Source organism: Methanolinea mesophila (assembly GCF_017873855.1).
In the GTDB taxonomy this organism is placed as follows: Archaea; Halobacteriota; Methanomicrobia; order Methanomicrobiales; family Methanospirillaceae; genus Methanolinea_B; species Methanolinea_B mesophila.
Genome location: NZ_JAGGKR010000001.1, coordinates 105,014 through 130,518 on the forward strand (window position 1 = coordinate 105,014; position 25,505 = coordinate 130,518).

Below are 25,505 nucleotides of genomic sequence, written 5' to 3' on the forward strand. Positions count from 1 at the left end.
GAGATTTTACCTCATGGGAAACGGGCAGGAGATGCTCATGGAAAAGGCCCGCCGCCTGATGGATATGGGCAGGCATGAGGACGCCCTCCTCCTCTACGACAGGATCCTGGAGGCCGACCCCTCGAATCTCAAAGCCTGGGAATTCAAGGGAGATATCTATTACGAGCTCGGGAGACACGAGGAAGCGATACGGTGCTACGACCGCATCCTGTCGCTCGATCCCCGGAACCTTATCGCGATCTACAAGAAAGGGTACACCTTCCGGAAGATCAGGAGGTTTGCGGAGGCGATCGCCACATTCGACCAGGCCCTCGCGATAGATCCCGACTACTCTTACGCACTGAACGACAAGGGATATGCCCTGAACGAACTCGCCCGGTACGACGAGGCCATTGCCTGCTTTGACCGTTCACTCTCAGAAAACCCGCGAAACATCAGGGTCCTCACCGCACGGGGGATCGCGCTCCGCGATTCGGGCCGACCCGAGGAGGCCCTCCGGTGCTTCGACCGCGCCCTGGAGTTTAATGCGATCAATGCGTTCGTGTACTACCAGAAATCAGTCGCACTCCATATGCTGGGGCGGGAAGCCGAGGCCGAAGCCTGCATTAAGATGATAAATTTCCCCTGGAAATAACCGCGAACGTACCCATTTCCGCGGTAGTGCAACAATGGGCCGCAATAACGGCACGAAACGCTGAACTGCCGTCCCGGATCCCCGGGGATTACCTCCCCGATCCATTCCTCTGATCCCGGGCATATCGTCCATCATTCGGGACGTCCTGGTGGGGGCGGCGTCACGCTCCCGCCTCCGGGGATGCTCCGGTTCATGTTTCCCCGCACGAGGGAGGCAAAAATCCCGAACACACAAAGGAGGAAGAAGATCATGAAACTCAGGTGTATGCTGTCGATGAATTCGGGGATCTTCTCCTGGGTAATCTGGACACTCCCGATGATCGCCGCAAATACCATCATTGCAACTCCCATGGAGAGCATCTGACCGACCAGGCGCATAGTCCCCACCATCCCGGACGCGATCCCATAATACCGGGGATGGACCGAGCTCATGATCGCATTGGTATTCGGAGAGGAGAAGAGACCGAATCCCATTCCAAGGAAAAGAAGACTCCCCACGATGAATACCAGCATGGTATCCACCGAGAGGAATGTCAGGGATAGCAGGCCTACCGCAGTGAGCGTCATCCCCGCGGTGGCGATATACCTCGGCTCGATCCTGTCGGAGAGCCGGCCTGCGAGCGGGGCGAATATCGCCTGGGTAAGCGGCTGGGCCACAAGGATCAGGCCCGCATACTCTGCCGAAAAGCCCTTCCCGAACTGGAGGTAGAGGCTCATCAGAAAGGTCACCGCGAACGTGGCGGAATAGTTGACCAGCGCGGCGAGGTTCGAGAAGGTAAACACCCTGTTCCCTGAGAAGAGCCGTATTTCAAGGACCGGGTAAGGTGCTTTCAGCTCGTAATATACAAAGTATGCGATCCCTGCTCCGGCGAGGACGAGGAATCCCAGGGCCGCGGGTACCGGTCCGAGCGAGAGTCCATAGGTAAGGGAAGAAAGTGAAAGTCCGTAAATCACCGCGCCAATGAGATCGAACCTCCCGCCGGAGGGGTCTTTCCATTCCCCGGCGAGGTAGCGCAGGGTCATGGCGATCACGATGATTCCCAGGGGAATGTTGACCCAGAAGATGCTTCGCCACCCAAGAATGTCCGTCATATAACCGCCCAGGGTGGGCCCGAGTGAAAGCCCGAGATAGACGCACATTATGGTGATCCCAATGGCTTTGCCGCGTTCTTCCCTGGGGTAGACCGACGTAAGCATCGCCAGGCTTGTCCCGAAGATCATCGCGCTCCCGATCCCCTGGACGAACCGGAGGGCGATGATCATCGCGGGATCGAGGGAGAGGGAGATTACAAAGGAGGCGGTCGCGAATAGTCCTATTCCGGCGAGAAAGATCTTCTTCCTCCCGTAGAGGTCCCCGAGCTTGCCGAACGGGACCAGAAAGACCGCGCTCGCAAGGAGGTACGCGGTGGAGATCCACCCGAGCGTGATAGCGTCGAGCATGAACTCCTTTCCGATAGTGGGGAGCGCAATGTTCACCGCCGAGGTGTCGAACGGGGTCAGGAAGGAGCCCAGGGCCGCAATAAACAGGACCACCCTTTTCTTATCCCTCAAATGTGAAATTGCATCTCCGACGGCTGAAGAGGTCCCCACATTCATTCCTCCCGGTAGTTTCGCGGTAGTGATCCCGGTAGACCCGGATTTCTCTTAAGCCCTCGGTTTTCAAGCTCGCACCCGCGTGAATTCCCCGGAAGAGAAATCATAACGATATGTCATGCCCCATGTTTCACCTGGTATCATGAAGTACGAGATAAAATACCGTCCGTCCTACTCCCTCCTCGTGGTCCAGCTCAGCCCCGGGGAGCACATCGTCGCAGAAGCAGGCGCACTCACCTACATGCAGCCTGCTATCGAGGTGAAGACCCGGAAACGGGAGAAAGGGTTCTGGGGGAGTCTCGGGGTAAGTCTTGTAGGAGGTCAGAGTTTCTTTGTCAACGACTACACGGCGACCGCCGGGGTAGGGGAGGCCGCGTTCTCCGCCGCACCCCTGGGCGATATCGAGACTATGGATGTGGCCCCCGGCAAGGGGTTCATTATTCAGAAATCGGCGTATATCGCGTCGGAAGAGGGCGTCGATCTGGACATCCAGTGGCAGGGCTTCTCCAAAGGCCTCTTCGGGCAGGGGTTGTTCATGATCAAGGTGACCGGCTCGGGGAAACTGTTCATCAACACCTTCGGGGCGATCGACAAGCACACGCTGGCACCCGGTGAGGAGATGATTGTGGACAACTTCCACCTTGTCGCCTTCAGCGACAGCTGTCAGTACCAGGTGACAAAATTCGGAGGATTGAAGGAGACCCTGCTTTCCGGCGAAGGCCTGGTCACCAGGATCTCCGGGCCAGGTGATGTCTACATCCAGACAAAGAACGTGCGCGAGATGGCCGACTGGCTCTGGACGCTCATCGAGCCCCGGGTCCAGGCAAAGGCACGCTGAGAGCGTTCGACCGACTCTCCCACGCTTTTTTTCTCTTGTCTCCTGCCTTCATTCTCCGGAGTATTCCCTGATACAGCATTCCCATTTCTCTCCGCGATTCCCCTCCGGCATTCCGGGCGCGGGGGACCGTATCCCGGTTCCACTCCCGTCTCCGGAACGATCCCGGGTGAATCAGGTCGGAGCCTCGAACCCACGGACAGCCCCCATCACCAGTATCAGCACGGGGATGATTTCAAGCCTCCCGATCCACATCAGGCCGATAAACAGTATCTTGACCGGATCGGGGCTCGTCGGGGTGATGAACCCGGCTCCGAGGCCGTTATTCCCGATTGCAGAGACGATATCGAAGACCACGAACTGCGAGGGCAGGGAAGTGGTGACCATATGCAGGGCGAGGATCACCGCGACGAACACCACGAGGAGATAGAGGATCACGATAAGCAGGTTCTTGGAGAGTTCCAGTTCCGATATCTTCCGGGGGATGTTCTTCCCCTCGTGCTTGAATGGAACGATCACGTTTCCCCGCACGAAGAACCGGCGGAACCACCAGACCAGGCCCTCATATCCCAGGATAACCCGGTTTACCTTCAACCCCCCGGCAGTGCTTCCCGAAGCTCCTCCGATGAGCATGAGCAGGATAATGATGATCAGGGCGACCGCAGGCCAGGCCAGGACGCTGGAGTTCTGGAAGCCTGTACTGGTCGCTGCAGATACCGACATGAACACTCCCTGACGCAGTGTGCTTCGGAGCGGCTCTTCGGCGAGATAAAAGAGGTTCAGGGATACTATCACCGCCCCGATCGCCGAGAGAATCAGGATCGCCCTGACCGTTCGCTCCTTCAGGATATGCACCACTCTCCTCCTGTAGAGGAGGAAGTAGATCTTGAAGGGGAACGATCCTGCGAGCATTGCGGGGATGAGAAGAAATTCGAGCAGAGTGTTGTCGTAATACATCATTCCCGCATCGTGGGGGGTGAACCCCCCGGTCGCAACGGCGGCCATCGTCAGGTTCACGGCATCGAAGACCGGGATCCCGGAGAGCAGCACGAGCAGTGTGAACGCAACCGTAAGGATGAGATAGATCACCCACATCCGCCTCCCGGTGGATACCACGCTCGGCATCAGTGCCTCGGACCGTCCTTCGGACCGGTAAAGCCTGAACTGGGCCAGGCCCGAGCGGCTCTGCATGGCGATCCCGAATGAGATGACCCCGATCCCGCCGACCCACTGCATGAACGAGCGCCAGAATATCAGGGTTTTGGGGGCGGTGTCGATCGAGGTCATCATGGTGATCCCGGTATCGGTCCAGCCGGACATTGCCTCGAAGAATCCGTCGACATACGCCATATCCAGGCCGATCACGAACGGGACTGCCCCGATCAGGGCCACCGCCATCCAGGTGAGTGCGACGGCGACAAGGGCGACGCTGAGTTGTGGGACATACTCCTTACGGGGAACCCGGGTAATGACCAATCCCAGGATCATGAATATAAGCGGGACCATTCCCATGGGGATTATCATGTCCCATTCCCGGTAGATTATCAGCACCACGAACGGGACGAGCGTTATAACCCCGAGGTATTCGAAAATAACCCCCATATCGTGGGCGATAATTGCCAGGTGCTCGAAGCGCCGCATATGCGTATCCATACATGCGAACCGGGGGCTCAAAATAGTTATTAAACGTTTATAATGGCCCTGTTCCAGGCGAACCGCACGGAATGGACCCGACCGACATAATATCCGGTACGGTGGAATTGATCTCCCGTGTGGCTAGCCCCGGGTCGCCGCCTCGAATCCCCGTATCGCCCCCATGACCAGGATCAATACGGGGATGATCTCCAGCCTCCCGATCCACATCAGGAAGATAAAAACCCATTTGACCGTCCAGGGAGAGAACGGGGTGAGATACCCCACCCCCAGTCCCACGTTGCTTGCCGCGGAGACCAGTTCGAAGATCACCTGGTAGGGGGCGAATAACGTGTTCCCCACATGGAGGAGCAGGACGGTGGCGACAAAGATGAGGAGCACGTAGAGGATGATGATCAGGAGGTTCTTGGAGAGCTCAAGCTCGGAGATATTCCCGGGGATATTCCTTCCTTCGTGCTTGAACGGCACTATCACGTTCCCCCGCACGAAAAACCGTTTGAACCACCATACGAGCCCTTCGTAGCTCAGAATGACCCGATTAACCTTGATCCCTCCTGCCGTGCTCCCTGCTGCGCCCCCGATCATCATTAAAAGCATGATCAGGATGAGCGGCAAAGCAATCCATTGAAGGGTCGAGTTCTGGAGTCCGCAGCAGGTGAACCCAGATATCGTGCAGAAAAATCCCTGTCTGAACGCCAATGAGAGTGTGTAGTTGTTAAAAACGAAGAGGTTCAGGCTCACCGCAAATGAGACAAGAATAGAGAGGATAAAGATGAACCTGACGGTAGGGTCTTTGAAAAATTTTTTGAAATTCCCGCGATAGATGAAAAAATACACCTTGAAGGGGATCGCACCTGCAAGCATTATGGGAATAAGCAGGACTTCGAGGGTCGCATTGTGATAATACGATACCCCCGCATCGTGGAGCGAGAAACCCCCGGTTGAGAGGGTCACCATCACCAGGTTAAGCGCGTCCCAGGGAGAAACCTGCCCCCAAATCCCGATAATCACCGTAAAAATTGCAGTAAGCGCCAGATAAATGCCCCAGACTCTCCGCCCTGTCGACACCACGCTCGGCATCAGCGCCTCGGATCTCCCCTCGGAACGGTAGAGCTGGAACTGGGTGAGCCCTGACCGGGAGAGCATCGCGATCCCGAAAGAAATGACCCCGATTCCCCCAATCCACTGCATGAAAGACCTCCAGAAGAGAATTGTCTTCGGGGTCGTGTCGAGCGAAGCCATGACGGTGAAGCCCGTCCCGGTCCATCCCGACATGGCCTCGAACACACTGTCCGTAAAGGTCATGTGCATCCCGAGGATGAACGGCAGCGCTCCCACGAATGCGATGGCCAGCCAGACAAGGGCCACCGCGACCAGGGCGACGCTTAAACGTGTCGCTGAATGGCTCCGTGGGATGCGGGAGATGAGATATCCGAGCAGGAGGAACGTGAACGGTGCACTGGCCATGGGAATCACAAGGTTCCATTCCTGGTAGAAAATGAGAACCACGAACGGGACCAGGGTGACGATTCCCAGGAACTCGAATATTATGCCCATGTCGTGGGCGATCATGGCCAGGTGTTCGATACGCCGCATTGATCAGGGAGAGGTGCATGTTTGGACATCAAAAGCCTTCTGGGGAAAGGACGCTGCCGGGAGCATATTTCCCGGACTCTTCCCGGCGCGGGCTGACATCCGCGCCTCCCCGCACCATCCGCGGGTCAGGTTCGGATATCGCAGGAAATGGTGATCCTGGTCTTGGGAATACGGTGAACGGGCGAGGTTTATTTGAACTCCGGGAGACCAGTATATCGAACCGGTATGGAACATAATGTTCAGTCCCAATGGTCAGATCCCGCCTTTTCCCGCCATTACAGGGACATTTCCGGGTACCAGCTCCCCCTGAGGAGCCGGGTGCTCATGCTGATCAGGTCGTTTTACCTCAACCACCGCGTCTCAACGCAGGGAAACCGTGTAATGGACCTTGGTTCGGGGGACGGGGTCGTCGGAGAGACGCTCCTCGCATCAGGAGGGATAGACCGGCTGCTCCTGGTGGACGCCTCGGCCGACATGCTCGTCGCGGCACGGGAGCGGTTCGGTGAAGATCCCCGGGTCGACGTTCTTCATGCACGTTTCGAGGAGATGATCGAAACACCTCCGGAATATGCCCCTTTCTCCCTGATCGTATCCTCGCTCGCGGTCCACCATATCCCGCTGGAGATGAAACGGAGACTTTTCTCGCTGATATTTTCCCTGCTTTCACCCGGGGGGTATTTCCTGGTCTACGACACCATCCTTCCGCCCACCCCGGAGCTCGAAGAGTTTTACATGGAGTTATGGAAAGAGTGGATACGCGAACAGAAAGCCCTGCATAATATCGATCTTGACCTGGAGTCGATGCTCTCCACCCATCACCTGGACCCCGGGCATCATGAGAACCTGAATACCCTGGATGACTACATGGACGCGATGCGGTCCGCAGGGTTCACCGGGGGAGACTGTATCTTCAAGTACGGGGTATTTGCACTGATTTGCGGGATGAGACCGGAACACGTCCGTCAGTAAGTTCGTGGCTGATGGCGAGGGCGGTGGCACCATGGATTGTTGTGAGAGTCCGGTCCGCTACATCCCGGTGATCTCGCGGACAAGCACCAGAATGCTGGTCAGCAGGAGCACCACTCCCACCAGTTTTTTCAGCTGGTCCGAATGGATCGCGGGGGCGATCCGCGCCCCGATCTGGGCCCCGATGATGGCGCCCACCGAATACACGGCAGTATACTCAAGCGAGACGTTTCCAAGCCGGATATGCACCAGTGACGCGGAGATCGCCGTGAAGAGGATCACGAACGTGGATGTCGCCACAGCAAAATGAACCGGCATTCCCATCATCACCAGTGCCGGGACATTGATCACTCCCCCGCCCACCCCGGTCAGGCCGCTCATCATTCCCGCAACCGAACCCCATACAAGCACATGCGCATAATAGAGCCTGTTGGTCACCCTGTTCGAAAAACGGTCGACACAGACCTCGTCGGAGCAGGGACCGAACGTGAGCGGGAAGATCTGGGGAAGGCCCGGGAAGATCATCTTCAGGCCGACCAGGAACAACACGACAATGAATACGACGGTGATGACAAACACCGGGAGCACTGCGGTCAGGCTCGCGCCGATGAAGGAGAAGATCACGCTCGGAATGATCAGGTACATCGCACTCCGATAGAAGATTCGCCGCTGCCGGGCGTACGTGATTGACGAGGAGAGCATGGTAAAGACGATGATGGTCAGGCTCGTCCCGATCGCGGTGGGAGTATCCAGCCCGAAGAGGAGGATCAGTGTGGGAACATAGAGGAATCCCCCTCCGAGCCCCACCAGGGCGGCGATTATCCCGATGACAAGGGAGATTGCCACCCCCAGGATCAGCTCCGCAATCATCGGTTATCCCGCGCTCCCGCGCTCTCCTTCCATGGTCTGTAGTAGATTTTGTTCTTGTTTAACTATTGTCAAACAAGATCCGGTATCGTCCCCAAAAAAGTATGTTCCCGATTTCACCCGGCGCATATCCGAGGATCAGGCTTCATTGTGGATATGTACAATTTTTTTCGGATCATCGAAAGGGCGTGCCCGCGGCCCACACGAGAAAAGCCCTTCGGGACAGTGGAACCATCTCATCTGACATGAAGGACCTCCGGTCGGGAGTCAAAAATTGAATTCTTCATGAAAAGTTGACGGGAGCAGGCTCCCGGTTCACCATGGAGTTTGCTCTCACGACAGGGAGCCGGGAGATACCTGACAAAGAAATAAAAAGAATAGACCTGAATTCGCGAAAATTCAGTGTTCACCAGGCACCCAGCGGCTCCCCGAGGGAGTGTGCTCCTGTTTCCATATGGGCACCGACTCCTTGATCCGGTCGATGATGTACTCGCACGCCTCGAATGCGGCTCTCCGGTGCGACGCCCCCACCACGATCCCGACGATCTGGTCTCCGACTTTGAGCCGCCCGACCCGGTGCACGATATCGACCGAAAGAATATCGAACCGTGCGAATGCCTCGTCACTGATGGCGGCTAGCTCCTGCTCCGCAACCTCCAGGTACACCTCGAGGTCCATACTCTCAATTCCGTCGTCCCTGACCGTCCCCAGGAACGAAACGAAACCCCCTGTCTTTCCGGTCTTCGCCTCCCGGATCATCCGGCACAGGTCGAAGTCTTCCCTGCTGATCCTGATCATAGTCTTCGCTCCACCTGGTTCATCCCCCTGCAACGGGAGGAAAGATCGCGAGCTCGTCCCCTTCGTGAAGACCTTCCGCCTCCCGCTCCCGGTTCGGGAGCCTTCGGCGGTTGACCATCACGATCACGTGGTTTTTTATGTGGCCCTGCTCATCGAAGAGCGCTTCCCGGGCCGTGGGATCTCCCGAGACCAGGCAGGCAACCCCGTCACGGACCGTTGAGCCGTCGGGGAGCTCGATCTCGAGCTTCGTCCCCATGAGCTCCCGGAACCGTGCAAATGTCTTAACCCTGATTTTCATGCTATTCCCCGGTTCAATCCCGTTCTTCGCGCCCCCCGCAGGTCTCGCAGTCGGGATCGCGTTCAAGCGGCAACAATTCGCATTCGCAGTGTATCCCGTCCCATACGAGCATCTTCCCGGAGAGAAGGGCTCCTTTTCCGGTGATGACCTTGATCGCCTCGAGAGCCTGGATCGAGCCTATAATTCCGGCCACGGCTCCCAGCACGGGATGACACTCTTCCGGGGGCGGGTGGGGTATCGCACACCGGAGGCAGGGGCCGGAACGGGGCAGGACTGTCGTCGCCTGACCCGCAAAACCGCTCACCGCCCCATGGACCAGCGGGACCGCCTTCCGGCGTGCCTCCCGGTTCAGGATGTAGCGTGCCTCGAAATTGTCGAGTGCATCGATAACCACGTCCGCACGCCCGATAAGGGCGGCCGCGTTGGATCCGGTAATCCGTTCCGCATCGGTGGTGATCAGGATCTCCGGATTCAGCTCCGTCAACTGCTCTTTTGCCGACGAGACTTTCTGCATCCCGATACCTGCGGAACGGTGAAGGATCTGCCGGTTGAGGTTGCTCGCTTCGACCCGGTCCCCATCGATCAGGTGGAGTGTCCCGATTCCTGCGGCGGCGAGATAGAAAGCCGCCGGCGATCCGAGCCCCCCGACACCGCAGATGCAAACTTCCGCTCTCGCAAGACGGTCCTGCCCCTCCTCTCCGATAAGCGGGAGTTGTCGCAGATATCGCAGGGGATAGTTCAGGCCTGGCATGGAAGGTCCGACGTCTCTGGATGATGCGGGGGATGTTTTCCCGTTCACACCTTTCTCATCATAATTGTCACCGCCGGATCATAACAGTATTCTGATGCGGGCAGCATTCTGCCACACTATTGACCCGGTATAGTGCACCCGATCCTTACCGGCCACCGGCTATCCGGGCTATTACCCTATCCCTGGTCCGTCTCCCGTGTATCGCCATCTATTTGTCGTACGGTGACTACATTCAGGCATGAAGTGCCATTTCCTCGGAACCAACGGGTGGTACGACACTCCTGCCGGGAACACCACCTGCATCCTGATCGAGACCCCCGACCTTACCGTGGTCCTCGACGCCGGATCGGGTCTCTGGAAACTGGACCGCGTAGCCCGGATGGACCTGCCGGTGCACCTGTTTCTCTCTCATTTTCATCTTGACCATCTCTTCGGAATGCATACCCTGAACAAATTCCCTCTTGGCCACGTTCTCAGTATCTACGGTCAGCCCGGGACACGGGAGGTCCTCTCCACGCTGGTCGGTCCTCCGTTCACCGTCGGGCTGCACGACCTTCCTTTTCCGGTGCACATCATCGAGCGGGAAGAAGGAGACTATCAGGACCCGTTTCGCGTATCCTGCCGATATCTCCGGCACTCGACCCCCTGCATGGGCTACCGGATTACCCTCGGAAAGAAGACCATTGCGTACTGCCCCGATACCGGGTATTGCGAAAATGCGGTCGAACTGGCGAAGAGTGCCGACCTGCTCATTGCAGAGTGCGCGCTCAGGCCGGGCGAAGAGAGCCCGGAATGGCCGCACCTCAACCCGGAGACCGCGATAAGGATTGCACGCGAGGCGGGGTCGAAACGGTTGGCGCTCGTTCATTTCGATGCCCGGGCCTACCCTTCCCCCGGGGACAGGGACCGGATCGGGTACCTGTACGCGAGGGAGTGTCCCTCACTCGTCATCACTCACGACGATCTTACGCTTGACCTCTAGGCGAGCACTCTGCCAGGTCATCATGCGAAAAATTGCGTCTTGCGGGCTCACCCGGCATTGCGTTTCAGCTTCCAGATAGCCAGGCTACGGGTCCCGCGAAGATCTGAGGGACAATGGGCGTTTTTCCCGAAAAAAACCTCATTTTTTTTTACGGGTTTTGTGCTGGAATCCCGGATGGGAAGAGGTATGACCCCCTCGCGTCGGGCATGAAGGATATCTTTTTGTAATCCGGGGCCCAGTAGGGAATACTAATTTTTGGAGGTATATGGATGGGAAGGCCCGACCTTTGGCACAGGAACGTTATTGAACTGGCAGTGGCGGACGGGCGGTTCTCGGCATTTCTCCGGGCGATCCAGTCTGCAGGGCTCTTTGAACTTCTCACCGGTCCCGGGCCGTTCATCCTGTTCGCTCCTGTGGACACCGCGTTTGTCTCGATCTCCCAGGGCTTTTTCCAGAGACTTCGTCTCGCACCGGAAGCCCTTTCCCGACTGGTCTCCTGTCACGTGGTCAGAGGGGCGATGGAGATATCGAGGCTGACCGATCCCTGTCACCTCCGTTCACTTGCCGGCAAGAGCCTCACCGTCATTCCGGGAAGGATCCTCAGGGTGGAAAACGCCCGGATCCTGGCCGACGACCTGGTTTCCCGGAACGGCAGCCTGGTCCCCATCAACAGGCTCCTGCTGCCGAAAGACCTGCAGGAACACGGAACGTGATCGAACACGGGAATGGTTTCCTCCCTACCGGCCAGGTTGACATCACATCTTTTTTTACACGACGTTCCAGGAGGATCCGTCTTGTCCGCCATGGCAGTACCCCGCACAAATCTCTGATATTTTAAAAAAAAATAGGGACATTGTCCCTGGAAGGGAAAATCCAATACTTAGCGTACCGATCGGATCAACCCGTCGAACATCGTGTTCAGCCTGTCGACGGCGGTCCCGAACTGGTCGAGCCCCGTCCTGTTCACCGAACCTTCCCGTTCATATGATTCAGCCAGGGCATTTCCTGTTGATTCGAATGCAGCGATTCCGCCCCGGAGTTCATCCAGGGAGACCTGGTCCGCCCCGCTTGCGGTAATAAGGTCCGGCCCGGGTACGGCCAGGGCATCGTCGATCTCTCCGGGGGATATAATGAAGTCCTGTTTCTTTCCGGAGTCGCCGGTAAGAAGGTACCCGTACAGGTCGCCCGATCCGGCGAGCATCGCATTCTTTGCGTCGGTAAGCCGGACTGCCGCACGATCACCGGCGCTTCCGGAATCTGCGGCGACTCTCGAGGAATAATCCCGGTAAAACCAGTCCATCTCGTTGGAGAGGTCGTCAAACTGGTCTTCCATGTTCTTGAGAGACTCCCGGTCCACGGTACCCCCCGAGCGGGAAATGTCGAGTATGTCGTTCACCGACATCTGGTATGCGTCCTTCATCATCAGGATGGCCTGGAGCCCGGCATACTCCTGGGAATGGTCCGGCCGGGTAAGGTCCGCCTCGCCTGCGAAGGTCGCGGCTCCGGTATCGAAATGATCCATACTCGCGATGAAACCCTCCGTCTCTTCACTGTTCCCGGTCAGCAGGGAGGCGAGGGCCTCCTCATGCGCCTCGAGGATATCTGCCTTCATCCCCGCGAGCGTGAGCGCGGCCGCGGTATTCCCGGGGGGAGGCGGGACGGTGGCCGGGGGAGTCGGAATGGGAGTAGCTTGTCCCGTCATGTCCGGTCCCTGAGGAGCCGTACACCCTGAGACAAGCATCACGGCGAGAAGAAATATTGAGAGTGGAATTGCTGTCCTTTTCATGGTCCTTATTCAGGATAGGGCCGGATAACGAATAAAACTATCAGATTTCCATGATACGAAGTTCTCAACCTTCGCCCGGATTTCACGGGCCCCCCGGGCGTCCGGACTCGGGTATATGACCTATGACCTCCACATTTCTGTGCAATGGATTTCGAGGTTGAACCCTACCGGTCCCGTCATTTTTCGCAGGTTTGCGGGCTGGAACTCAGGGGGGAGGAGTGCGGGTACGCTGCGGCGGTGTTTGTCCGGCAGATGGAGGAACTGACCCCCTCTGCTTTTTTTATCGCCACGGCCGCTGACGAGGTTATTGGGTTTGCCGTAGGGGCCATGTCGGGTACCGGGAACCATGACTCCTGGGTCCTTCGCCTCCGGGTCCTTCCTCCGTACCAGAGGAAAGGTATCGGGACCGCCCTCATGCACAGGCTTCTCCGGGCCCTTGCATCGGAGGGCGCCGGGAGGGTTTTCCTCTCGGTATCTCCCCTGAACACATCCGCACTGGCGCTTTATATAAAATTAGGGTTCCTGGTGACCGGAGAAAGAGCCGGGTATTTCGGACCGGGTGAAGACCGGTTGATTCTCGTCAGGGACCTTTCCGGTCCATTGTCGTAGGAAAAGAGGGGAAGATCTCAGCGCCTTCTCATAACCAGGAGTGCAGTGACCAGGAGCGCCCCGATTATCAGTTCATTCCACAGGCCGGCAGGAGTCGGGGGAGAGACCTGGACCAGGCCGGCGTGCACAGAGACGACCTGTCCCGGAGTGACGGTAAGGTTTGACGTATAGTCATTATACCCGGCAAGCTGCACGACGAGCGAATGGGTTCCTGCCGGGATGTTATCGAGGGTAAGGGGGGTTATCCCCCGGAGCGCATCATCGAGGAACACGTTTGCCCCGCTCGGGTCGGAATTGACCTGTACAGACCCGCTCTGGCCCAGGGATGTACCCGGCACGAGGATGGCGTTTACCCTCGAGGTCTGTCCGGCGGCAACCGAGATCGAGTCATTGTAGTCCTGGTAATTCACTATGGTCAGCTCGAGCAGGTGGTCGCCCGGCGCGATCCCCGTAAGCTCGAGAGGGGTGCCTGCATGCGTCATCCCCTGGTAGGCCCCGTCGAGGAAGACCGCAGCGCCCACCGGGGTGGAACTCACCTCGATATCGCCGGTCGGCGCCCTGGATGCAGGAGCCAGGGTTGCATCGACGATTGTCACCGCATTCTGCGTGACCAGGACCGTGGACGTCCAGTCCTCGTACCCTGCCAGGCGTATCCGCACGATGTGGTTCCCGGCCTGCATGCTCCCCACCGTGATGTCGGAATGGCCCTTAAAAAAGCCGTCCACGTATACGTCCGCTCCCGAAGGTGAACTCTTCACCTGGATGCTCCCGATCTGGGTGAGCGCGTTTAACATGGCATTGACCGTAACCGACCCGCCTTCGGGGATATTCACCTGCGTGGAAAACGGCTGGTACCCCGAGAGGAAGGCCTGGACAACGTGGGGGCCGGAAGTCATCCCCTGGTACGTCCACGGCGCCTGCTGGCCGTTCCCCCCGTCAACGGTGATAAGCGCCCCTCCCGGGGACGAGGTCACCACGAGCGTCCCGAACGGGGTAACGGGTTCCAGCCGGGCCACCACCGCGACAGTCTGGCCGACCGGGGGGTTATCCGTCAATGTTTTCGAATAAGGGAGATATCCGCGGGAGGTAACCCCGAGGGTATGAGGCGGGGAGGAGGAGATCGGCACCGCGATCGTCAGGGGCGTTTCTCCCTGGAACACCGAGTCGAAGGTAACTTCCGCCCCCGAAGGTATCGACTCCACCTGGAAATACCCGATCATGTCCGTGTTCTCCGGGATTGCTCCACCTGCCAGCGCGATAAGCCCCATGAGAGAGACCGCAATGAAAAGCCTGAATATTCCGGCCATAGCACTCTTCACCTGCTCCTAGGGTGAGAGAGGCGCGATAAATTATTTAATTTTATCATCGGTCCCGGACGCGCAGGCTGCGGCATACGATTTTTCAACAGGCTCATATATTATGCGGTCAGATATGAGACTGAAGGCCCGGGATAATGCTCGAATATCTCAACAAATATGAAAAACTGGTATATTATACCCTGAGCATACTCCTGGCGTTCGTGATCTTCTTTGCCGTACTCGAGTTGATCTGGCTCATCATATCGGGGCTCTTCAACGAAACCGGCCTTCGGCTTGATAATTATGAAATACTCAATCTCTTCGGCTTTTTCCTCCTCATCCTGATCGGGATCGAACTGCTCGATACCATCAAAGCCTATATCACAAAACACGAGATCCACGTGGAAGTCATCGTGCTGCTCGCGATAATCGCGGTGGCCCGGAAAATAATACTGCTCGATCCGCTCACCACCGGGGAATCCCAGGCGGTGAGCGATATCGCATTGATCGGGCTCGGGGTCATCGTGATCGCCCTCGCAGGGGCATACTACCTCATAAGAAAATCAGGAATCAGTCAGATTTGATCCCGTGACCCGCCCTCGGGTGGTCCCGCATTCTTTCCGGACCCGGGATATCCCGGTCTGTTGCCAGGGTGATCTTACCCCGCCACCCAGTCTTCCTCAACGACCTGAAGATGAAAAAAGATCCGCTCAACAGGTCTTCCTGCACAATCACGGGGTGTTGCAGGGAAATGGATATGAAGGCGACAGGCAACAACAGGCAGCGATTCGTAATGCTTTTCGACCGGATCCTCAACCGGGCCAAAGGAGAACTCCTCGACGGACTGATTTCCGGGGAGTATGTCGACCATAACCCCGTGCCGGATCAGGCACGGGCGCCGAAGGGATTAAAAGCAGGTTGAAGGACCTGCGTGCTGCATTTCCGGACCTGCAGTTCTTCCCTGAGGGCCTCGTCGCGGAAGGAGACCTTGTCGCAGTACGCTATCACTGGACGGGAACCCGGACAGGGAGGTTCCTCGGTCTTGCTCCAACAGGAACACAGGTGCTGGTCAAATGAATGGACTTCTATCGGTTCTACGGGGGCAAGCGGGTGGAACACTGGGACTCCGCCGACCAGCTCGGGCTGATACGGCAGCTCGGAGTTTCCCGAACTCCGCTGATCCACCTGCGGGCGATAACCCGTTAAGGTTGAACGACAATACTTCAGGAGTGAGCGTAAACCCGCCGGGGGAGGTGCAACCGAGACTTCTCCCTGCCGGACGGGCTCATATGCGCGAGCGATCATGAATCTACCTCATGCAGTGGTGCCGGATGAAGAACACGGGGTACAAATCGACCCCCGGTCGCGACCGGAGTTCGCGCGAATCAGCGCCATCTGCGACAGGATATCTGGCTCGAAAACCCGCGGGGAACTCGGGATGGCCCTCGCCCGGGAGGTGGGACACTATTCCATGTATGACCTCCAGGTGATATGCGGCAGGCTCCAGCACGAGATCTCGCGTCTGCCTTCACCTTATCGCGAGGCTATACGCCCGTACTTCCTGGAACAACTCTTCGGCATGCACCACAGGCTGCTCCTCATGGACCGGGAAGGATCGTTTCTCCCGATGACCTCCCTGGTCCCGGACCCCGATCTCTTCCTCTCCTTCTGCAGTATGGTCCCCGAAGGGTGTTTCCGCTGGGAGGACGGCAGAGAGTATGTAGCCCACTTATATTCGCCCTATCACCGGCTCTTTTACTACCTTGTCAGCGCGTTCGCCATGTTCGTCCTGGAACTCCCGGGCCACCCCGCAGGCACCCCTTTCCCGGGCGGCTTCCGGGTCGAGTTACGGGACAACCGCTACGTGTGCCCGATCCGCGACAGAGAGGAGGATGTACCCTACTCCATCTGCAATTTCTGCCCTGCGGTCCAGGACGAGAAGAACAGACCGGAATCGGAGTGAGCTCCAACCCTCAATCCCGGAATACACGGCTTTTAAAAACAATCCCCGGCATCCCCGAGGAGGAACGGTGCGGGGTTCTGCGGGGGTTCCGCGGGGCCTCCGGAGAGAAGGAAATTTTCGAACGTTCCCCCGATCCGCACCGGTTTCTCCTCGAAAGGAGCAACAGATTAATAGTTCCGCACAATCGAGCTACATTGGATACCCATGCTGAATGTTGAGGGAATAAGTACCGAGGCTAAGATCGGAAAGATCCTGATTCTCGTGGCCATCGTTATCGGCCTGCTGGTAATCATCGCGCTTGCGATCGTTGCGGCTTTCATCTACACCGCAGGAAGCGTCTCAGGGTTCGGGGCGAACCTCACCATCCCGCTGCTGATAATAATCCCGCTGCTCGCGCTGAAGGTCGTAGGGCTTATCATCGGGTTTTTCGCCCTCGGCTCCACCGAGAAGAAGGACTTCAACCGTGCCGGCATACTGGCCATAATTTCATCGGTCCTGCCCCCGCTGGACCTGATCATGCTCATTGGCGGGATATTCTGCCTGGTGAGCAGGGAAGCAAACCAGGAGAGGGCGCCCGCGGAACTCGTTCCTTCCTGAAACGGAGATCATTCTTTTTTTCTCACTCACCTTCGTTCTCTCTCCCAAGCGCTCAGATGACAAGGAATGCTGATGGAAAAAGAAAATAAACGGACCACGTCGCACACGACGGGGTTGGAGACGACCGGGCCGGAAGACTCACCAGATACTCCGCGCTACAGGGAAGTTCAGCGTTTCCGGCAACCGGTCCTCTGGGTACTTCTGCTGGGAATTTCCGCAGTCTCCCTCTGCACTGCGGCGGGCATTGCCGTAGAACATATCGCGCCTGGTCAGGCCGGAATATCCGATCCCTTCTTTACCGCGGCAGGTATCCTGTTCGGGGCGGGGCTCCCCCTCTTTTTTTGGTTCCTTGCCCTGGAGGTCGAGGTTATCGATAAGTGTGTCCGATACCGGTTCTTTCCCGTTCATGCATCCTACCGTAGTGTTGCGTTCGATGCGATCGCAGGATACCGCGTGGGGTCCTGCCGTCTTGCCCGGGAATACAGCGGCTTCGGGATCCGGTACCGGTGGAAAGGGTACGCCTGCACCGTTCGCGGTGACAGGGGGATCATCTTTACTCTCAAGGACGGGTCCACCGTGATTATAGGATCGGCAAGTCCTGAGGATTTTGCGCGGGCGATTGCCCGGACTTCGGGAATCTTACCGGCCGGATGACAATTTTGGGTGGGAACCCTGTAAAGCCGGATGCACAATCCGGGTCTTTCGCAGAAGATAATCTTTCGTATATTCCTCTGGCGACACTCTTTCTTAAGCAGGCGTTGTGAAATCCGATCAGGCGGCTCCCCCAGGGTTACCGATCCCTGTCGACGGTTCCCCTCGCAGGATCGGTAGACTACGCGGAGCCCGCTACAGCCCGTCATCCACTCATGGAAGCTCTTCCTGAGGGCACCGGTGCCCGTAAAGCAGGTTTTCCAGTGGTTCAACCCATAATTCCCGGTCTCCGACCAGGCACCGCTCGTGGACATCCATTGCCCATACCGGATATGGGACGCATGCCACATCGAGTTCGGGAATCGGGACTGAAGGCAGCCGCGAAAGGTCGATGAACTTCTCGCCGGGAAAATGCTCTTCCACCAGACGGTCGAGTCCGTTGATCATCTCCAGTAAAACGTACACATCCTCCCGGTCCCAGTTCATGATCGCTTCCGCGAGCCGGACCGCCTCGTCTTTCATTGGATATTCCAGCAATCTGCACCGCGGGTGATAAACCTGATCCGCGGTCGCCCTCCCGATACACAACGGGGAGCAGGACAGTCCTCTCCGGACTTATTTCCGGCCCGGATCCGTTCCAGACCCCTCGTCCCGGCCTTCTACCCGGATGGAAAATGGCTCCCGTGCAAAATGAATGACCTGCTGGGCATACGGAAGCTCGATCCCCGAGTCCTCCAGGACCTTTTTCATTCCCGGGAGAATCCCCGTCCGGAGCGAGATATCGTCCCTGGTATTGGCCCACTCGGAGGGGAACCATACCCGTGCCTTGATGATTACGGAATTCGAATCGATATCGCTCACGAAGATGTCAGGCGGAGGGTTCTTCAGGGCGAATGGAAATTGTTCCAGGTGAGCCCTTAACAGGCGGATCGCGCGGTCGGTATCGTCCTCGTATCGGATCCCGAGGGTATACTCGTACCTCCTGGCCGCGTTCGCATAGTAATTGGAGACCTGAGTACCGTATACCTGGTCGTTCGGGACCCGGATGAATACCCCTGACGTTGTCCTGACCAGGGTGGAGAAGAGCTTGATGCCTTCGACAGTACCGCTCACTCCCCCGATCTCGACAAAATCCCCTGCGGAGATCACCCGCTCCTGGTGGAGTGCGACCCCGGAGACGAAGTTCGAGATCACCTTCTGGCTTGATACGGCGATAACCACCAGGATCCCGACGATCCCAATGAGCATGAATGTAAAGCTCACATCGAGGAAACTCGGCACGGCAATCCCGATCGCGATGACGAAGATGAGAACCTGCACTATCCTTATGAAAAATTTCAGCTGGTCCTTCTTCATCCGGTGCCCGAACTTTTTCCGGAGATAGATCGCCACGATCTTCGCCACGATGAACGCGACGATAAGGCTGACAATAAACAGGGCGACCCGCGTATAGGTGATGTTCCCGAGGACGTGCTCCTCCCGGAGCTCGAAGATCTGGTTGACGGTAAAATTGAACGCTTCGGGGATCATGCGACACCATGCTCCATGAGAAACCCTTTATGCTGCACGACGGGTATCTTCTGCGCTGAGTACAGGGGGAGGGATTCGGTAAGACCGGGGAACGGAGCGCGGGGTGGGAACCTGGTCTGGGCAACGACGTGGGAATAGATCTCCATTACCGCGGCCATCGCCGCTATTTCACCGTAAAAGATCCTCATCTCGCTCCGTTCGAAGATCGTCCTCGAGACCTCGATATAATCTGCCGAACGATTCTTCAGGGTTAATTCAAGCACTCCCTCGCGATGCCTGTCGGGTGCAGGCGGCGAGCCGCCGACCCTGCTGTAATACCATCGGGTGATAATCCCGGCGTTCGGAGTCCCGTACAGGGAAAATTTCACGGGTGCGAACGAGAAAAGGTCCAGGATATCGTAATCTCCCTCGGCCCCCAGAAACACCCCAATCTCCACCGGGAAGGTGAGATAGACCTTCCGTTCGGTCCCCGGACGCAATACTATCGCAGGAAAGGCGATCTCAAGGTGCTTGCAGAGCGGCACGGGGAGGTTGATCGGCTCGACGGGATTGATGAGCAGTGATTTCTCGTCGTTTCCCAGGATCTTCTCCACCCGGCTCTCTCCTATCATCCTCCGGTAGGTCGTTGTTCCCTCGTGCGGTCCCGCCGAGATCGTGATGAGATCGTTCCGGTATTCATAAGGCAGTGGGTGGACCCCGTACACACCCAAAGGTGACCGGTGGATAAAATAAAGGTGCTGATACCCTGTCGACCGCGATCCGGCTATTCACGGCGCGGTCCCGGCATACCTTCCCCGGGTCCGGCGTTCCGCATCGCCGAGAACAGGGTTCCGATGAAACAGAAGGCGGCCCCGATCACCATGATAACGCTTATGGATCCCGCGAGGAGGGTCGGGTCCGCTTTTGTGACCGGGCCGGTATACCCGGCGAGGAGGAGCTGGTATGCGAGCAGGATGCTGGAGAGAGATACTCCCAGGGTCATCCCCAGGTTCCTGATGGTCGCAGAGAGGCTCGATGCGATCCCGAGCTGTTCCTTGGGGAGCGCCCGCATTATCTCGGTATTGTTGGGGCTCTGGAAGAGCGCACTTCCGATCGATAACGGTACGAAGGTGAGCACGATGGTCCCGAGGTCCATCGTGAGCGCCCCGTAACCCAGGAGGAGCATCGATATCCCGCAGAGGAAGATTCCCGCAGCCGCGGTGAACCTGTACTGATAGCGGTCATAGAGCCATCCGCTCACCGGAGAGGCGATGATCATGATGATCGGTGCGATCAGGAACACGAGCCCCACCTGCGAAGGCTGCAGGCCCATGACCCCTTCGAAATAGAACGGTCCGACGAGGTTCACCATAAAAAACGCGATGAAGAGCAGTATCATCGCGATGCTCGGCAGGGTGAACAACCTGTTCCTGAATATGGAGAGGTCGAGGAGGGGATCCTTCTGCCGTCTCTCGTTCGCAAAGAACACCCCGAACGAGACGAGGAAAAGGATCAGGTACCCGATGGCTGCCGGGGTAATGCCCGTCCCTCCTGCAAGCTCTCCCATGAAGAGGATAATGGCGACCATGAACAGGATCATGGTGATTGCGCCGGCCCAGTCCATTTTCAGGCGGGCCTTCCTTTCTTCTCCGGGATGCATGTACTTCAGTGCAAGGGGGAAAATCACCGCCCCGATAGGGACGTTGATCAGGAAGATGTACTCCCATCCCAGGGTATCGGTGAGAAAACCCCCGAGGACGGGTGCGATCATACTGGCGATTGCGATTGTCGCGCCCACGTATCCCATGGCCCTTCCCTGCTCCCCGGTGGGGAAGATCTCGAAGAGCAGGGCGGCACTGATCGAAAAGAGCATCGCCCCTCCCGTTGCCTGGAGGACCCGGAAGAGGATCAGCTCGGAGAGGCTTCCCGAGAGGCCGCACGCGAGCGAGCTCAGCGTAAAGAGCGCGATGCCGGCCAGGAACAGCTTTCTTTTCCCAGTATACTCGGATACTTTGCCGAAGATCAACAGAAGGGATGTCTCGGTCACCAGGTACCCGGTGATCACCCACTGGGACCCGGTCACCCCTACAGAGAAAAAATCGGTGATGGTGGGGAGGGCGATACTGACCACGATCCCGTCGACTACGGCCATTGCCGTGCCGATAAGGACCATGAGCATGATGAGGGTCCGGTTGCAGGCCCCTGGTGATAGTGATCCACTCCCGGTGCCCGGTTCGACCTTCATCAGCGCTGCTCCTCTTCCCGTGAGCGCATATTTTTCTTTCCGGTTATTCAAATATCTGCTGGTGGAACCGAAAAAAGCACCGATAAAAAAGAAGTTATGTGGTGGATCAGGGCTTGACGACCAGGGTGGTGACCGGCGAATGGGTTACTACGTAAGTGCTCACGCTCCCGGCGAGCATCCGTTTTACCTGGCTTTTCCCTACTGAACCCACGATTACGAGGTCGGCATTGAGATCCCCGGCGGCCCTGACGATCTCCTCCCCGGCATGACCATGTTTTTTGTGGATGGTCACGACACCACCGTTGGCCTCGATCTCGTTCCGGATAGACCGGAGCAATGCATCGGAATCTTCTTCCATCTCCCGGATGGTAAGTTCCCTGGCGACATCGCCCTCCGGCCACCCGGATTCGATCACATAGATCAGGTGCATCCCGGATCTCCAGATCTTCGCTTCATCGACCCCCACCTGCAGGACCTTGTGCGTAATAGGCGAACCGTCAATCGCGATGAGAATTGTATGGAACATTCTGACCGGATGTAGGATATCCCCCCGAGCTCATAAGTCCTTCCTATCCCGGTCGCCTTTCACTTCCCGTTCCGGATCCTTTCCAGGGCCGACTGTGCAGCGTTCTGTGTTGCTTCGGCCTTGCTGCTCCCCACGCCTTCCCCGTACAGCGTTCCCTCGATCAACACATGGTAGGTGAAGACCGGACGGTGATCCGGCCCGTCCTGGGAGGTGAACCTGTACACCGGGATGGGACGATGATGTTTCTGAAGGAATTCCTGCAGTTTCTTCTTGTGATTCCGTTCGGCGGAGAAATTTTTGAGCTCGTCGTTTAAAACCCCGAGCACGATCTTCTTGGTCTGCCGCATCCCGAGGTTCAGGTACAGGGCCCCGATAAACGCTTCAAAGGCCCCTGCGATAATCCTCGAGTTCGGCTCCTGGCCAGGGCCGAGCCGGATCAGAGTCTCGAGACCTATCCCCATGGTGGGAACGATGGCGGCGAGATTCTGGTTCATAGTGACCTCCATCCTCTGGGTCATCTCCCCCTCGCTCAGGTGATCCGCACGGTAGAGGTGCTCTGCTACGATAAGGTTGAGGACGCGGTCTCCCAGAAATTCCAGGCGTTCGTTATTCGCCTCGACACCCGCGGTTCCCTGATCCCCGGGAGTCGCGGAGCGGTGCGTAAGCGCCCTGTCATACAGTTCGAGGTCTTCGACAGAAATCTCTTTTAATCCGATTTCCGGTAAAAATAAAAGTTTTTCAAGCTCTTTACGTCGGTTTTCTTCCATGTAACCCCCCTCACATGTGGTGTTACCCGGATTTTTCGCCGGGCTTACTGTGTTTCAGGAGATCGATGATCTCGCTGACATCAGGAACAGAATGAATAGGATATATCCTGAAAAAAATCATCCGGTGTTCCTCGTCAAGTACGATATGTGCCCGCTCGGAGATTCCGTTCTTCTCGCGGAACAGCCGAAACATCGTGGCAACTGCACCGTGGGGCCAGAAATCCGCAAGCAACGGGGTCCGGGAGACTCCGAGCGTCTTTGCCCATGCCCTCTTGGACTGGACAGAATCCACGCTGATCGCCACCGCGACGGTATTGAGCGATGAAAACATCGCTGCATGCTCCTCAAGAGCCAGGACCTGTCCGGCGCAGAACTCCGTCCACGCAAGAGGATGGAAAGAGAGAATAATCTTCTTTCCACGGTGATCGGAGAGGCGGAATTCAACGTCGTTCTGGTCCATCAACCTGAAGTCGGGTGCGACTTCCCCCATGTGCCCCATATAACTGCCCCTTTTCCGGAATATGTCTCGCTTGTATATGAGTTCTTTCCTCGTTCCGGAAAATAAAAAGGTTCAGGGTCCGGACTTCCGTGCGTTGAATCCCGTGGAGGGCTTGGCCCGGAGTGGCATTCGCCGCCGGTACGTTCCGGGGCTCCCCGGCATCCCGGCCGGGAATCACAATAATTCCGGTTTTGTAACCGATCTGTCGTAATTCACCCGGTATGACCCTGCCGTCCCTACCGCGGGCGGTCAGGGATGATCAGAGGGGGCCGTCAGGTATGCAATTTCTTTACCTCCGGAGCACCAGTACAGGATGGACCGTGAAGACGTGAAGAACGAGATGAATGGCATGCAACCCGTAACGTTTACTCTCCGGCCGATCGGCGTCGTCCGCTCGCCGTACCACTCCATGCGGGACGCCCCCCGCCAGGGCCGGCTGTCCCCCGGAGTGCTCTCGAAGATAGCCATATTCGAAGAATTCCGGCCGGGTGTGGGGGACCTGGGAGGAGTCCGGCATATTATCGTCCTCTACTGGCTCGACCGGGCCGAACGGGATCTCCTCCATGCCACGCCTCCGGGGACTACCACGGAGAAACCCGTATTCGCAACCCGTTCGCCAAATCGTCCCAACCCCATCGGACTTTGCGTCGTGGAGGTCATGAAGATCTCGGAGGGCTGCATCACCGTAGCGGGGCTCGATGCACTCGATATGACCCCGGTGCTCGATATCAAACCGTATTCACCGGGGATCGACGCCATTACGTGCGATGGGCCGGGTCAGAACACGCCGAACCAGGCCATGTAGGACACTATCACCATCACCACAAGGATGATGATCCCGATCTTCATCAGGCAGCCATGGCAGATCCGGCTGCGGGTGTGGATGCACTCGTCGCAACATTCGCCTCCGCATATCCGGCACTTTTCGGCCGAAGGTTTTTCGTGGTGATGGACACAGTGGGTCATACCATACTATTCGGGGGAAAAACGTTAAAATCTCTTCGAAATGAATGAAAAAAAGTTATATGTGCTCATTCGCCCTGTAGCGGGCCAGGAGCTGAGACGCGGTAGGGGTATTGCTCTTCCCGGCAACCAGGGTTGAAAAACTCCGGGCCGGCAGCACGTTGAAGACAAGTTCATAACGCTGGTCGTCCTCTTCGGCAGGCATCCACGCGGGGTGATAGGTAGCCGAAAACTCCTGGGTCCCTGCACCTGAGATTACATAGTCCCAGGTGCGCACTCCCCCGGCACCTTCTCTCGGCGGATAGGAGAACGGTCTCTTGAATTCATCCGATTTCAGGGTAAGTCCATCGGTCGCCTGGACATCCCACCTATACCCGGTGGTAGGGTTCTCGTGGAGGGATATGATCACCAGATCGTTCACCCGGGCGTCGACAACCCTTCCGTTATCCTCTTCGTCAAAATACATGATCTTTGCAGCAGCCGGCTGCACCGCGAGAAGGATGCAGATTATCAGCAGCCCGCAATACACATACACCTTTTTTTGCACGGCTTCACCTCGGATCGCTACCAGATATCTTTGCCTCGTCCGCCATAAAGACTCTGCGTAACGGGTGGCGGACGTTTCGGACCCCCGGAAGGCGTGTCCTGTGGGCGGCCTCTCCCCTGCTATTCGACTTTTATCGGTTTTTTCTCTTCTTTCTGCCCCTCGGGCTTCATCGATTTCTTGGCTTCCCTGACCATGTCCTTGATCGCGGCATCGAAATTTTTCCCGGCATCGTCGATCTTCTTCTGGATTACCTTATGCCCATCCTCGGTAGTGATGAGGTCATGAGCGAGGCTCACGATATTCCCCATGACCTTCGAAAAATCCGCAGATACCTGCTCGATCTTCTTTTCCATCTCTATGGCTTTTACCGCACTTTGCTTCGAAGGTTCGTCGGGGATCTTTTCTTCCACCCACACGCCGTTTTCAAAATGTCCTCGTGTCCCGGCCATAACTATCATTTTCTCCTGGATTATTCCTGTTTGTACCGGAACGTCTTTTCGTCCCGGGGCAAAGGATATACATACTTATTTCCAGGTAATATATCCTTTTTCCGGGTGATTTTCCCGTGGCGCC

The 25,505-nt window shown here is 57.3% G+C and carries 33 protein-coding genes; 14 read left to right on the plus strand and 19 right to left on the minus strand.

The genetic code is table 11. The features are described 5' to 3' along the window. Positions 1 to 13 precede the first annotated feature (13 nt). Positions 14 to 634, plus strand: a complete 621-nt coding sequence (locus J2741_RS00500; RefSeq protein ID WP_209673066.1) for a tetratricopeptide repeat protein — start codon at positions 14 to 16, stop codon at positions 632 to 634. 131 nt (positions 635 to 765) lie between these two features. Here J2741_RS00500 and J2741_RS00505 read toward each other — a convergent pair whose 3' ends face one another. Then, positions 766 to 2,184 carry an MFS transporter gene (locus J2741_RS00505; RefSeq protein ID WP_245249317.1) on the minus strand — a complete coding sequence of 473 codons (1,419 nt, stop codon included), beginning with the start codon at positions 2,182 to 2,184 and terminating at the stop codon, positions 766 to 768. 184 nt (positions 2,185 to 2,368) lie between these two features. Between J2741_RS00505 and J2741_RS00510 the strand changes: the two genes are divergently transcribed. After that, complete coding sequence (locus J2741_RS00510; RefSeq protein ID WP_209673070.1) at positions 2,369 to 3,064, plus strand: TIGR00266 family protein; 696 nt, start codon at positions 2,369 to 2,371, stop codon at positions 3,062 to 3,064. A 171-nt stretch (positions 3,065 to 3,235) separates the two neighbouring features. Here the strand turns inward: J2741_RS00510 and J2741_RS00515 are convergent, their stop codons facing one another. Then, positions 3,236 to 4,714, minus strand: a complete 1,479-nt coding sequence (locus tag J2741_RS00515) for a TrkH family potassium uptake protein (RefSeq protein WP_245249318.1) — start codon at positions 4,712 to 4,714, stop codon at positions 3,236 to 3,238. A gap of 123 nt (positions 4,715 to 4,837) precedes the next feature. Next, positions 4,838 to 6,310 carry a TrkH family potassium uptake protein gene (locus tag J2741_RS00520; protein ID WP_209673072.1) on the minus strand — a complete coding sequence of 491 codons (1,473 nt, stop codon included), beginning with the start codon at positions 6,308 to 6,310 and terminating at the stop codon, positions 4,838 to 4,840. Positions 6,311 to 6,535: 225 nt separating this feature from the next. Between J2741_RS00520 and J2741_RS00525 the strand changes: the two genes are divergently transcribed. Continuing rightward, positions 6,536 to 7,279 (plus strand): class I SAM-dependent methyltransferase, encoded by a 744-nt coding sequence (locus tag J2741_RS00525; protein ID WP_209673074.1) that lies wholly within the window; start codon positions 6,536 to 6,538, stop codon positions 7,277 to 7,279. 57 nt (positions 7,280 to 7,336) lie between these two features. Here J2741_RS00525 and J2741_RS00530 read toward each other — a convergent pair whose 3' ends face one another. From J2741_RS00530 to J2741_RS00545, 4 genes are all read right to left on the minus strand, one after another. Next, entirely contained in the window at positions 7,337 to 8,146 is an 810-nt protein-coding gene (locus J2741_RS00530) for a sulfite exporter TauE/SafE family protein (RefSeq protein WP_209673075.1), read from the minus strand. Between the two features lie 396 nt (positions 8,147 to 8,542). After that, the gene (locus J2741_RS00535) at positions 8,543 to 8,941 is read right to left on the minus strand and encodes a molybdenum cofactor biosynthesis protein MoaE (RefSeq protein WP_209673077.1); all 399 of its coding nucleotides are present in this window, start codon (positions 8,939 to 8,941) and stop codon (positions 8,543 to 8,545) included. Between the two features lie 19 nt (positions 8,942 to 8,960). Further along, positions 8,961 to 9,239, minus strand: coding sequence for a ubiquitin-like small modifier protein 1 (locus J2741_RS00540; protein WP_209673079.1), 279 nt, complete (start codon positions 9,237 to 9,239; stop codon positions 8,961 to 8,963). A 13-nt stretch (positions 9,240 to 9,252) separates the two neighbouring features. Further along, positions 9,253 to 10,038: a HesA/MoeB/ThiF family protein gene (locus J2741_RS00545; RefSeq protein WP_342452198.1), complete on the minus strand. Its 786-nt coding sequence runs from the start codon at positions 10,036 to 10,038 to the stop codon at positions 9,253 to 9,255. Positions 10,039 to 10,228: 190 nt separating this feature from the next. Between J2741_RS00545 and J2741_RS00550 the strand changes: the two genes are divergently transcribed. Beyond that, positions 10,229 to 10,972, plus strand: coding sequence for an MBL fold metallo-hydrolase (locus tag J2741_RS00550; RefSeq protein ID WP_209673081.1), 744 nt, complete (start codon positions 10,229 to 10,231; stop codon positions 10,970 to 10,972). A 269-nt stretch (positions 10,973 to 11,241) separates the two neighbouring features. Then, positions 11,242 to 11,685 carry a fasciclin domain-containing protein gene (locus J2741_RS00555; protein ID WP_209673084.1) on the plus strand — a complete coding sequence of 148 codons (444 nt, stop codon included), beginning with the start codon at positions 11,242 to 11,244 and terminating at the stop codon, positions 11,683 to 11,685. Between the two features lie 167 nt (positions 11,686 to 11,852). Here the strand turns inward: J2741_RS00555 and J2741_RS00560 are convergent, their stop codons facing one another. After that, complete coding sequence (locus tag J2741_RS00560) at positions 11,853 to 12,674, minus strand: hypothetical protein (protein ID WP_209673086.1); 822 nt, start codon at positions 12,672 to 12,674, stop codon at positions 11,853 to 11,855. 228 nt (positions 12,675 to 12,902) lie between these two features. On the opposite strand from J2741_RS00560, the gene J2741_RS00565 reads away from it, so the two are divergent. Then, the gene (locus J2741_RS00565; RefSeq protein ID WP_209673087.1) at positions 12,903 to 13,367 is read left to right on the plus strand and encodes a GNAT family N-acetyltransferase; all 465 of its coding nucleotides are present in this window, start codon (positions 12,903 to 12,905) and stop codon (positions 13,365 to 13,367) included. Between the two features lie 17 nt (positions 13,368 to 13,384). Here J2741_RS00565 and J2741_RS00570 read toward each other — a convergent pair whose 3' ends face one another. After that, a complete protein-coding gene (locus J2741_RS00570) occupies positions 13,385 to 14,674 on the minus strand; it encodes a PEGA domain-containing protein (protein WP_209673089.1) in 1,290 nt (429 codons plus the stop codon). 146 nt (positions 14,675 to 14,820) lie between these two features. Between J2741_RS00570 and J2741_RS00575 the strand changes: the two genes are divergently transcribed. From J2741_RS00575 to J2741_RS00600, 7 genes are all read left to right on the plus strand, one after another. Further along, positions 14,821 to 15,249: a phosphate-starvation-inducible PsiE family protein gene (locus J2741_RS00575; RefSeq protein WP_209673091.1), complete on the plus strand. Its 429-nt coding sequence runs from the start codon at positions 14,821 to 14,823 to the stop codon at positions 15,247 to 15,249. A gap of 167 nt (positions 15,250 to 15,416) precedes the next feature. Next, positions 15,417 to 15,587, plus strand: a complete 171-nt coding sequence (locus J2741_RS00580; RefSeq protein ID WP_209673093.1) for a hypothetical protein — start codon at positions 15,417 to 15,419, stop codon at positions 15,585 to 15,587. Next, positions 15,584 to 15,742 carry an ester cyclase gene (locus tag J2741_RS00585; protein WP_209673095.1) on the plus strand — a complete coding sequence of 53 codons (159 nt, stop codon included), beginning with the start codon at positions 15,584 to 15,586 and terminating at the stop codon, positions 15,740 to 15,742. Before J2741_RS00580 ends, J2741_RS00585 begins: the two co-directional genes overlap by 4 nt. Then, positions 15,743 to 15,871, plus strand: coding sequence for an ester cyclase (locus J2741_RS12840; RefSeq protein ID WP_245249319.1), 129 nt, complete (start codon positions 15,743 to 15,745; stop codon positions 15,869 to 15,871). A 97-nt stretch (positions 15,872 to 15,968) separates the two neighbouring features. Then, positions 15,969 to 16,628 carry a DUF2115 domain-containing protein gene (locus J2741_RS00590; RefSeq protein ID WP_209673097.1) on the plus strand — a complete coding sequence of 220 codons (660 nt, stop codon included), beginning with the start codon at positions 15,969 to 15,971 and terminating at the stop codon, positions 16,626 to 16,628. A 204-nt stretch (positions 16,629 to 16,832) separates the two neighbouring features. After that, complete coding sequence (locus J2741_RS00595) at positions 16,833 to 17,225, plus strand: hypothetical protein (protein ID WP_209673099.1); 393 nt, start codon at positions 16,833 to 16,835, stop codon at positions 17,223 to 17,225. Positions 17,226 to 17,297: 72 nt separating this feature from the next. Then, positions 17,298 to 17,879 (plus strand): hypothetical protein, encoded by a 582-nt coding sequence (locus tag J2741_RS00600; RefSeq protein ID WP_209673101.1) that lies wholly within the window; start codon positions 17,298 to 17,300, stop codon positions 17,877 to 17,879. 210 nt (positions 17,880 to 18,089) lie between these two features. Here J2741_RS00600 and J2741_RS00605 read toward each other — a convergent pair whose 3' ends face one another. From J2741_RS00605 to J2741_RS00635, 7 genes are all read right to left on the minus strand, one after another. Beyond that, positions 18,090 to 18,398, minus strand: a complete 309-nt coding sequence (locus tag J2741_RS00605; protein WP_209673103.1) for a hypothetical protein — start codon at positions 18,396 to 18,398, stop codon at positions 18,090 to 18,092. 93 nt (positions 18,399 to 18,491) lie between these two features. Then, positions 18,492 to 19,406 carry a mechanosensitive ion channel family protein gene (locus J2741_RS00610; RefSeq protein WP_209673105.1) on the minus strand — a complete coding sequence of 305 codons (915 nt, stop codon included), beginning with the start codon at positions 19,404 to 19,406 and terminating at the stop codon, positions 18,492 to 18,494. Further along, on the minus strand, positions 19,403 to 20,110 hold the full coding sequence (locus tag J2741_RS00615; protein ID WP_209673107.1) for a DUF432 domain-containing protein: 708 nt from the start codon (positions 20,108 to 20,110) through the stop codon (positions 19,403 to 19,405). The genes J2741_RS00610 and J2741_RS00615 overlap by 4 nt, the downstream gene beginning before the upstream one ends. Before the next feature lie 59 nt (positions 20,111 to 20,169). Next, positions 20,170 to 21,630: an MFS transporter gene (locus tag J2741_RS00620; RefSeq protein ID WP_209673109.1), complete on the minus strand. Its 1,461-nt coding sequence runs from the start codon at positions 21,628 to 21,630 to the stop codon at positions 20,170 to 20,172. Between the two features lie 106 nt (positions 21,631 to 21,736). Beyond that, entirely contained in the window at positions 21,737 to 22,156 is a 420-nt protein-coding gene (locus tag J2741_RS00625) for a universal stress protein (RefSeq protein ID WP_209673111.1), read from the minus strand. A 59-nt stretch (positions 22,157 to 22,215) separates the two neighbouring features. Then, positions 22,216 to 22,923 carry a ribonuclease III gene (gene rnc / locus J2741_RS00630; RefSeq protein WP_209673113.1) on the minus strand — a complete coding sequence of 236 codons (708 nt, stop codon included), beginning with the start codon at positions 22,921 to 22,923 and terminating at the stop codon, positions 22,216 to 22,218. 22 nt (positions 22,924 to 22,945) lie between these two features. After that, the gene (locus J2741_RS00635; RefSeq protein WP_245249320.1) at positions 22,946 to 23,413 is read right to left on the minus strand and encodes a redoxin domain-containing protein; all 468 of its coding nucleotides are present in this window, start codon (positions 23,411 to 23,413) and stop codon (positions 22,946 to 22,948) included. A gap of 322 nt (positions 23,414 to 23,735) precedes the next feature. On the opposite strand from J2741_RS00635, the gene tsaA reads away from it, so the two are divergent. Continuing rightward, positions 23,736 to 24,227, plus strand: coding sequence for a tRNA (N6-threonylcarbamoyladenosine(37)-N6)-methyltransferase TrmO (gene tsaA / locus J2741_RS00640; RefSeq protein WP_245249323.1), 492 nt, complete (start codon positions 23,736 to 23,738; stop codon positions 24,225 to 24,227). Here tsaA and J2741_RS00645 read toward each other — a convergent pair. The 3 genes from J2741_RS00645 to J2741_RS00655 form a co-directional block, all read right to left on the minus strand. Next, positions 24,200 to 24,388, minus strand: coding sequence for a hypothetical protein (locus J2741_RS00645; RefSeq protein WP_209673117.1), 189 nt, complete (start codon positions 24,386 to 24,388; stop codon positions 24,200 to 24,202). The genes tsaA and J2741_RS00645 overlap by 28 nt on opposite strands. Before the next feature lie 55 nt (positions 24,389 to 24,443). Further along, positions 24,444 to 24,932, minus strand: coding sequence for a protease inhibitor I42 family protein (locus tag J2741_RS00650; RefSeq protein ID WP_209673119.1), 489 nt, complete (start codon positions 24,930 to 24,932; stop codon positions 24,444 to 24,446). Between the two features lie 119 nt (positions 24,933 to 25,051). Then, positions 25,052 to 25,390: a hypothetical protein gene (locus J2741_RS00655; RefSeq protein ID WP_209673121.1), complete on the minus strand. Its 339-nt coding sequence runs from the start codon at positions 25,388 to 25,390 to the stop codon at positions 25,052 to 25,054. Positions 25,391 to 25,505 lie beyond the last annotated feature (115 nt).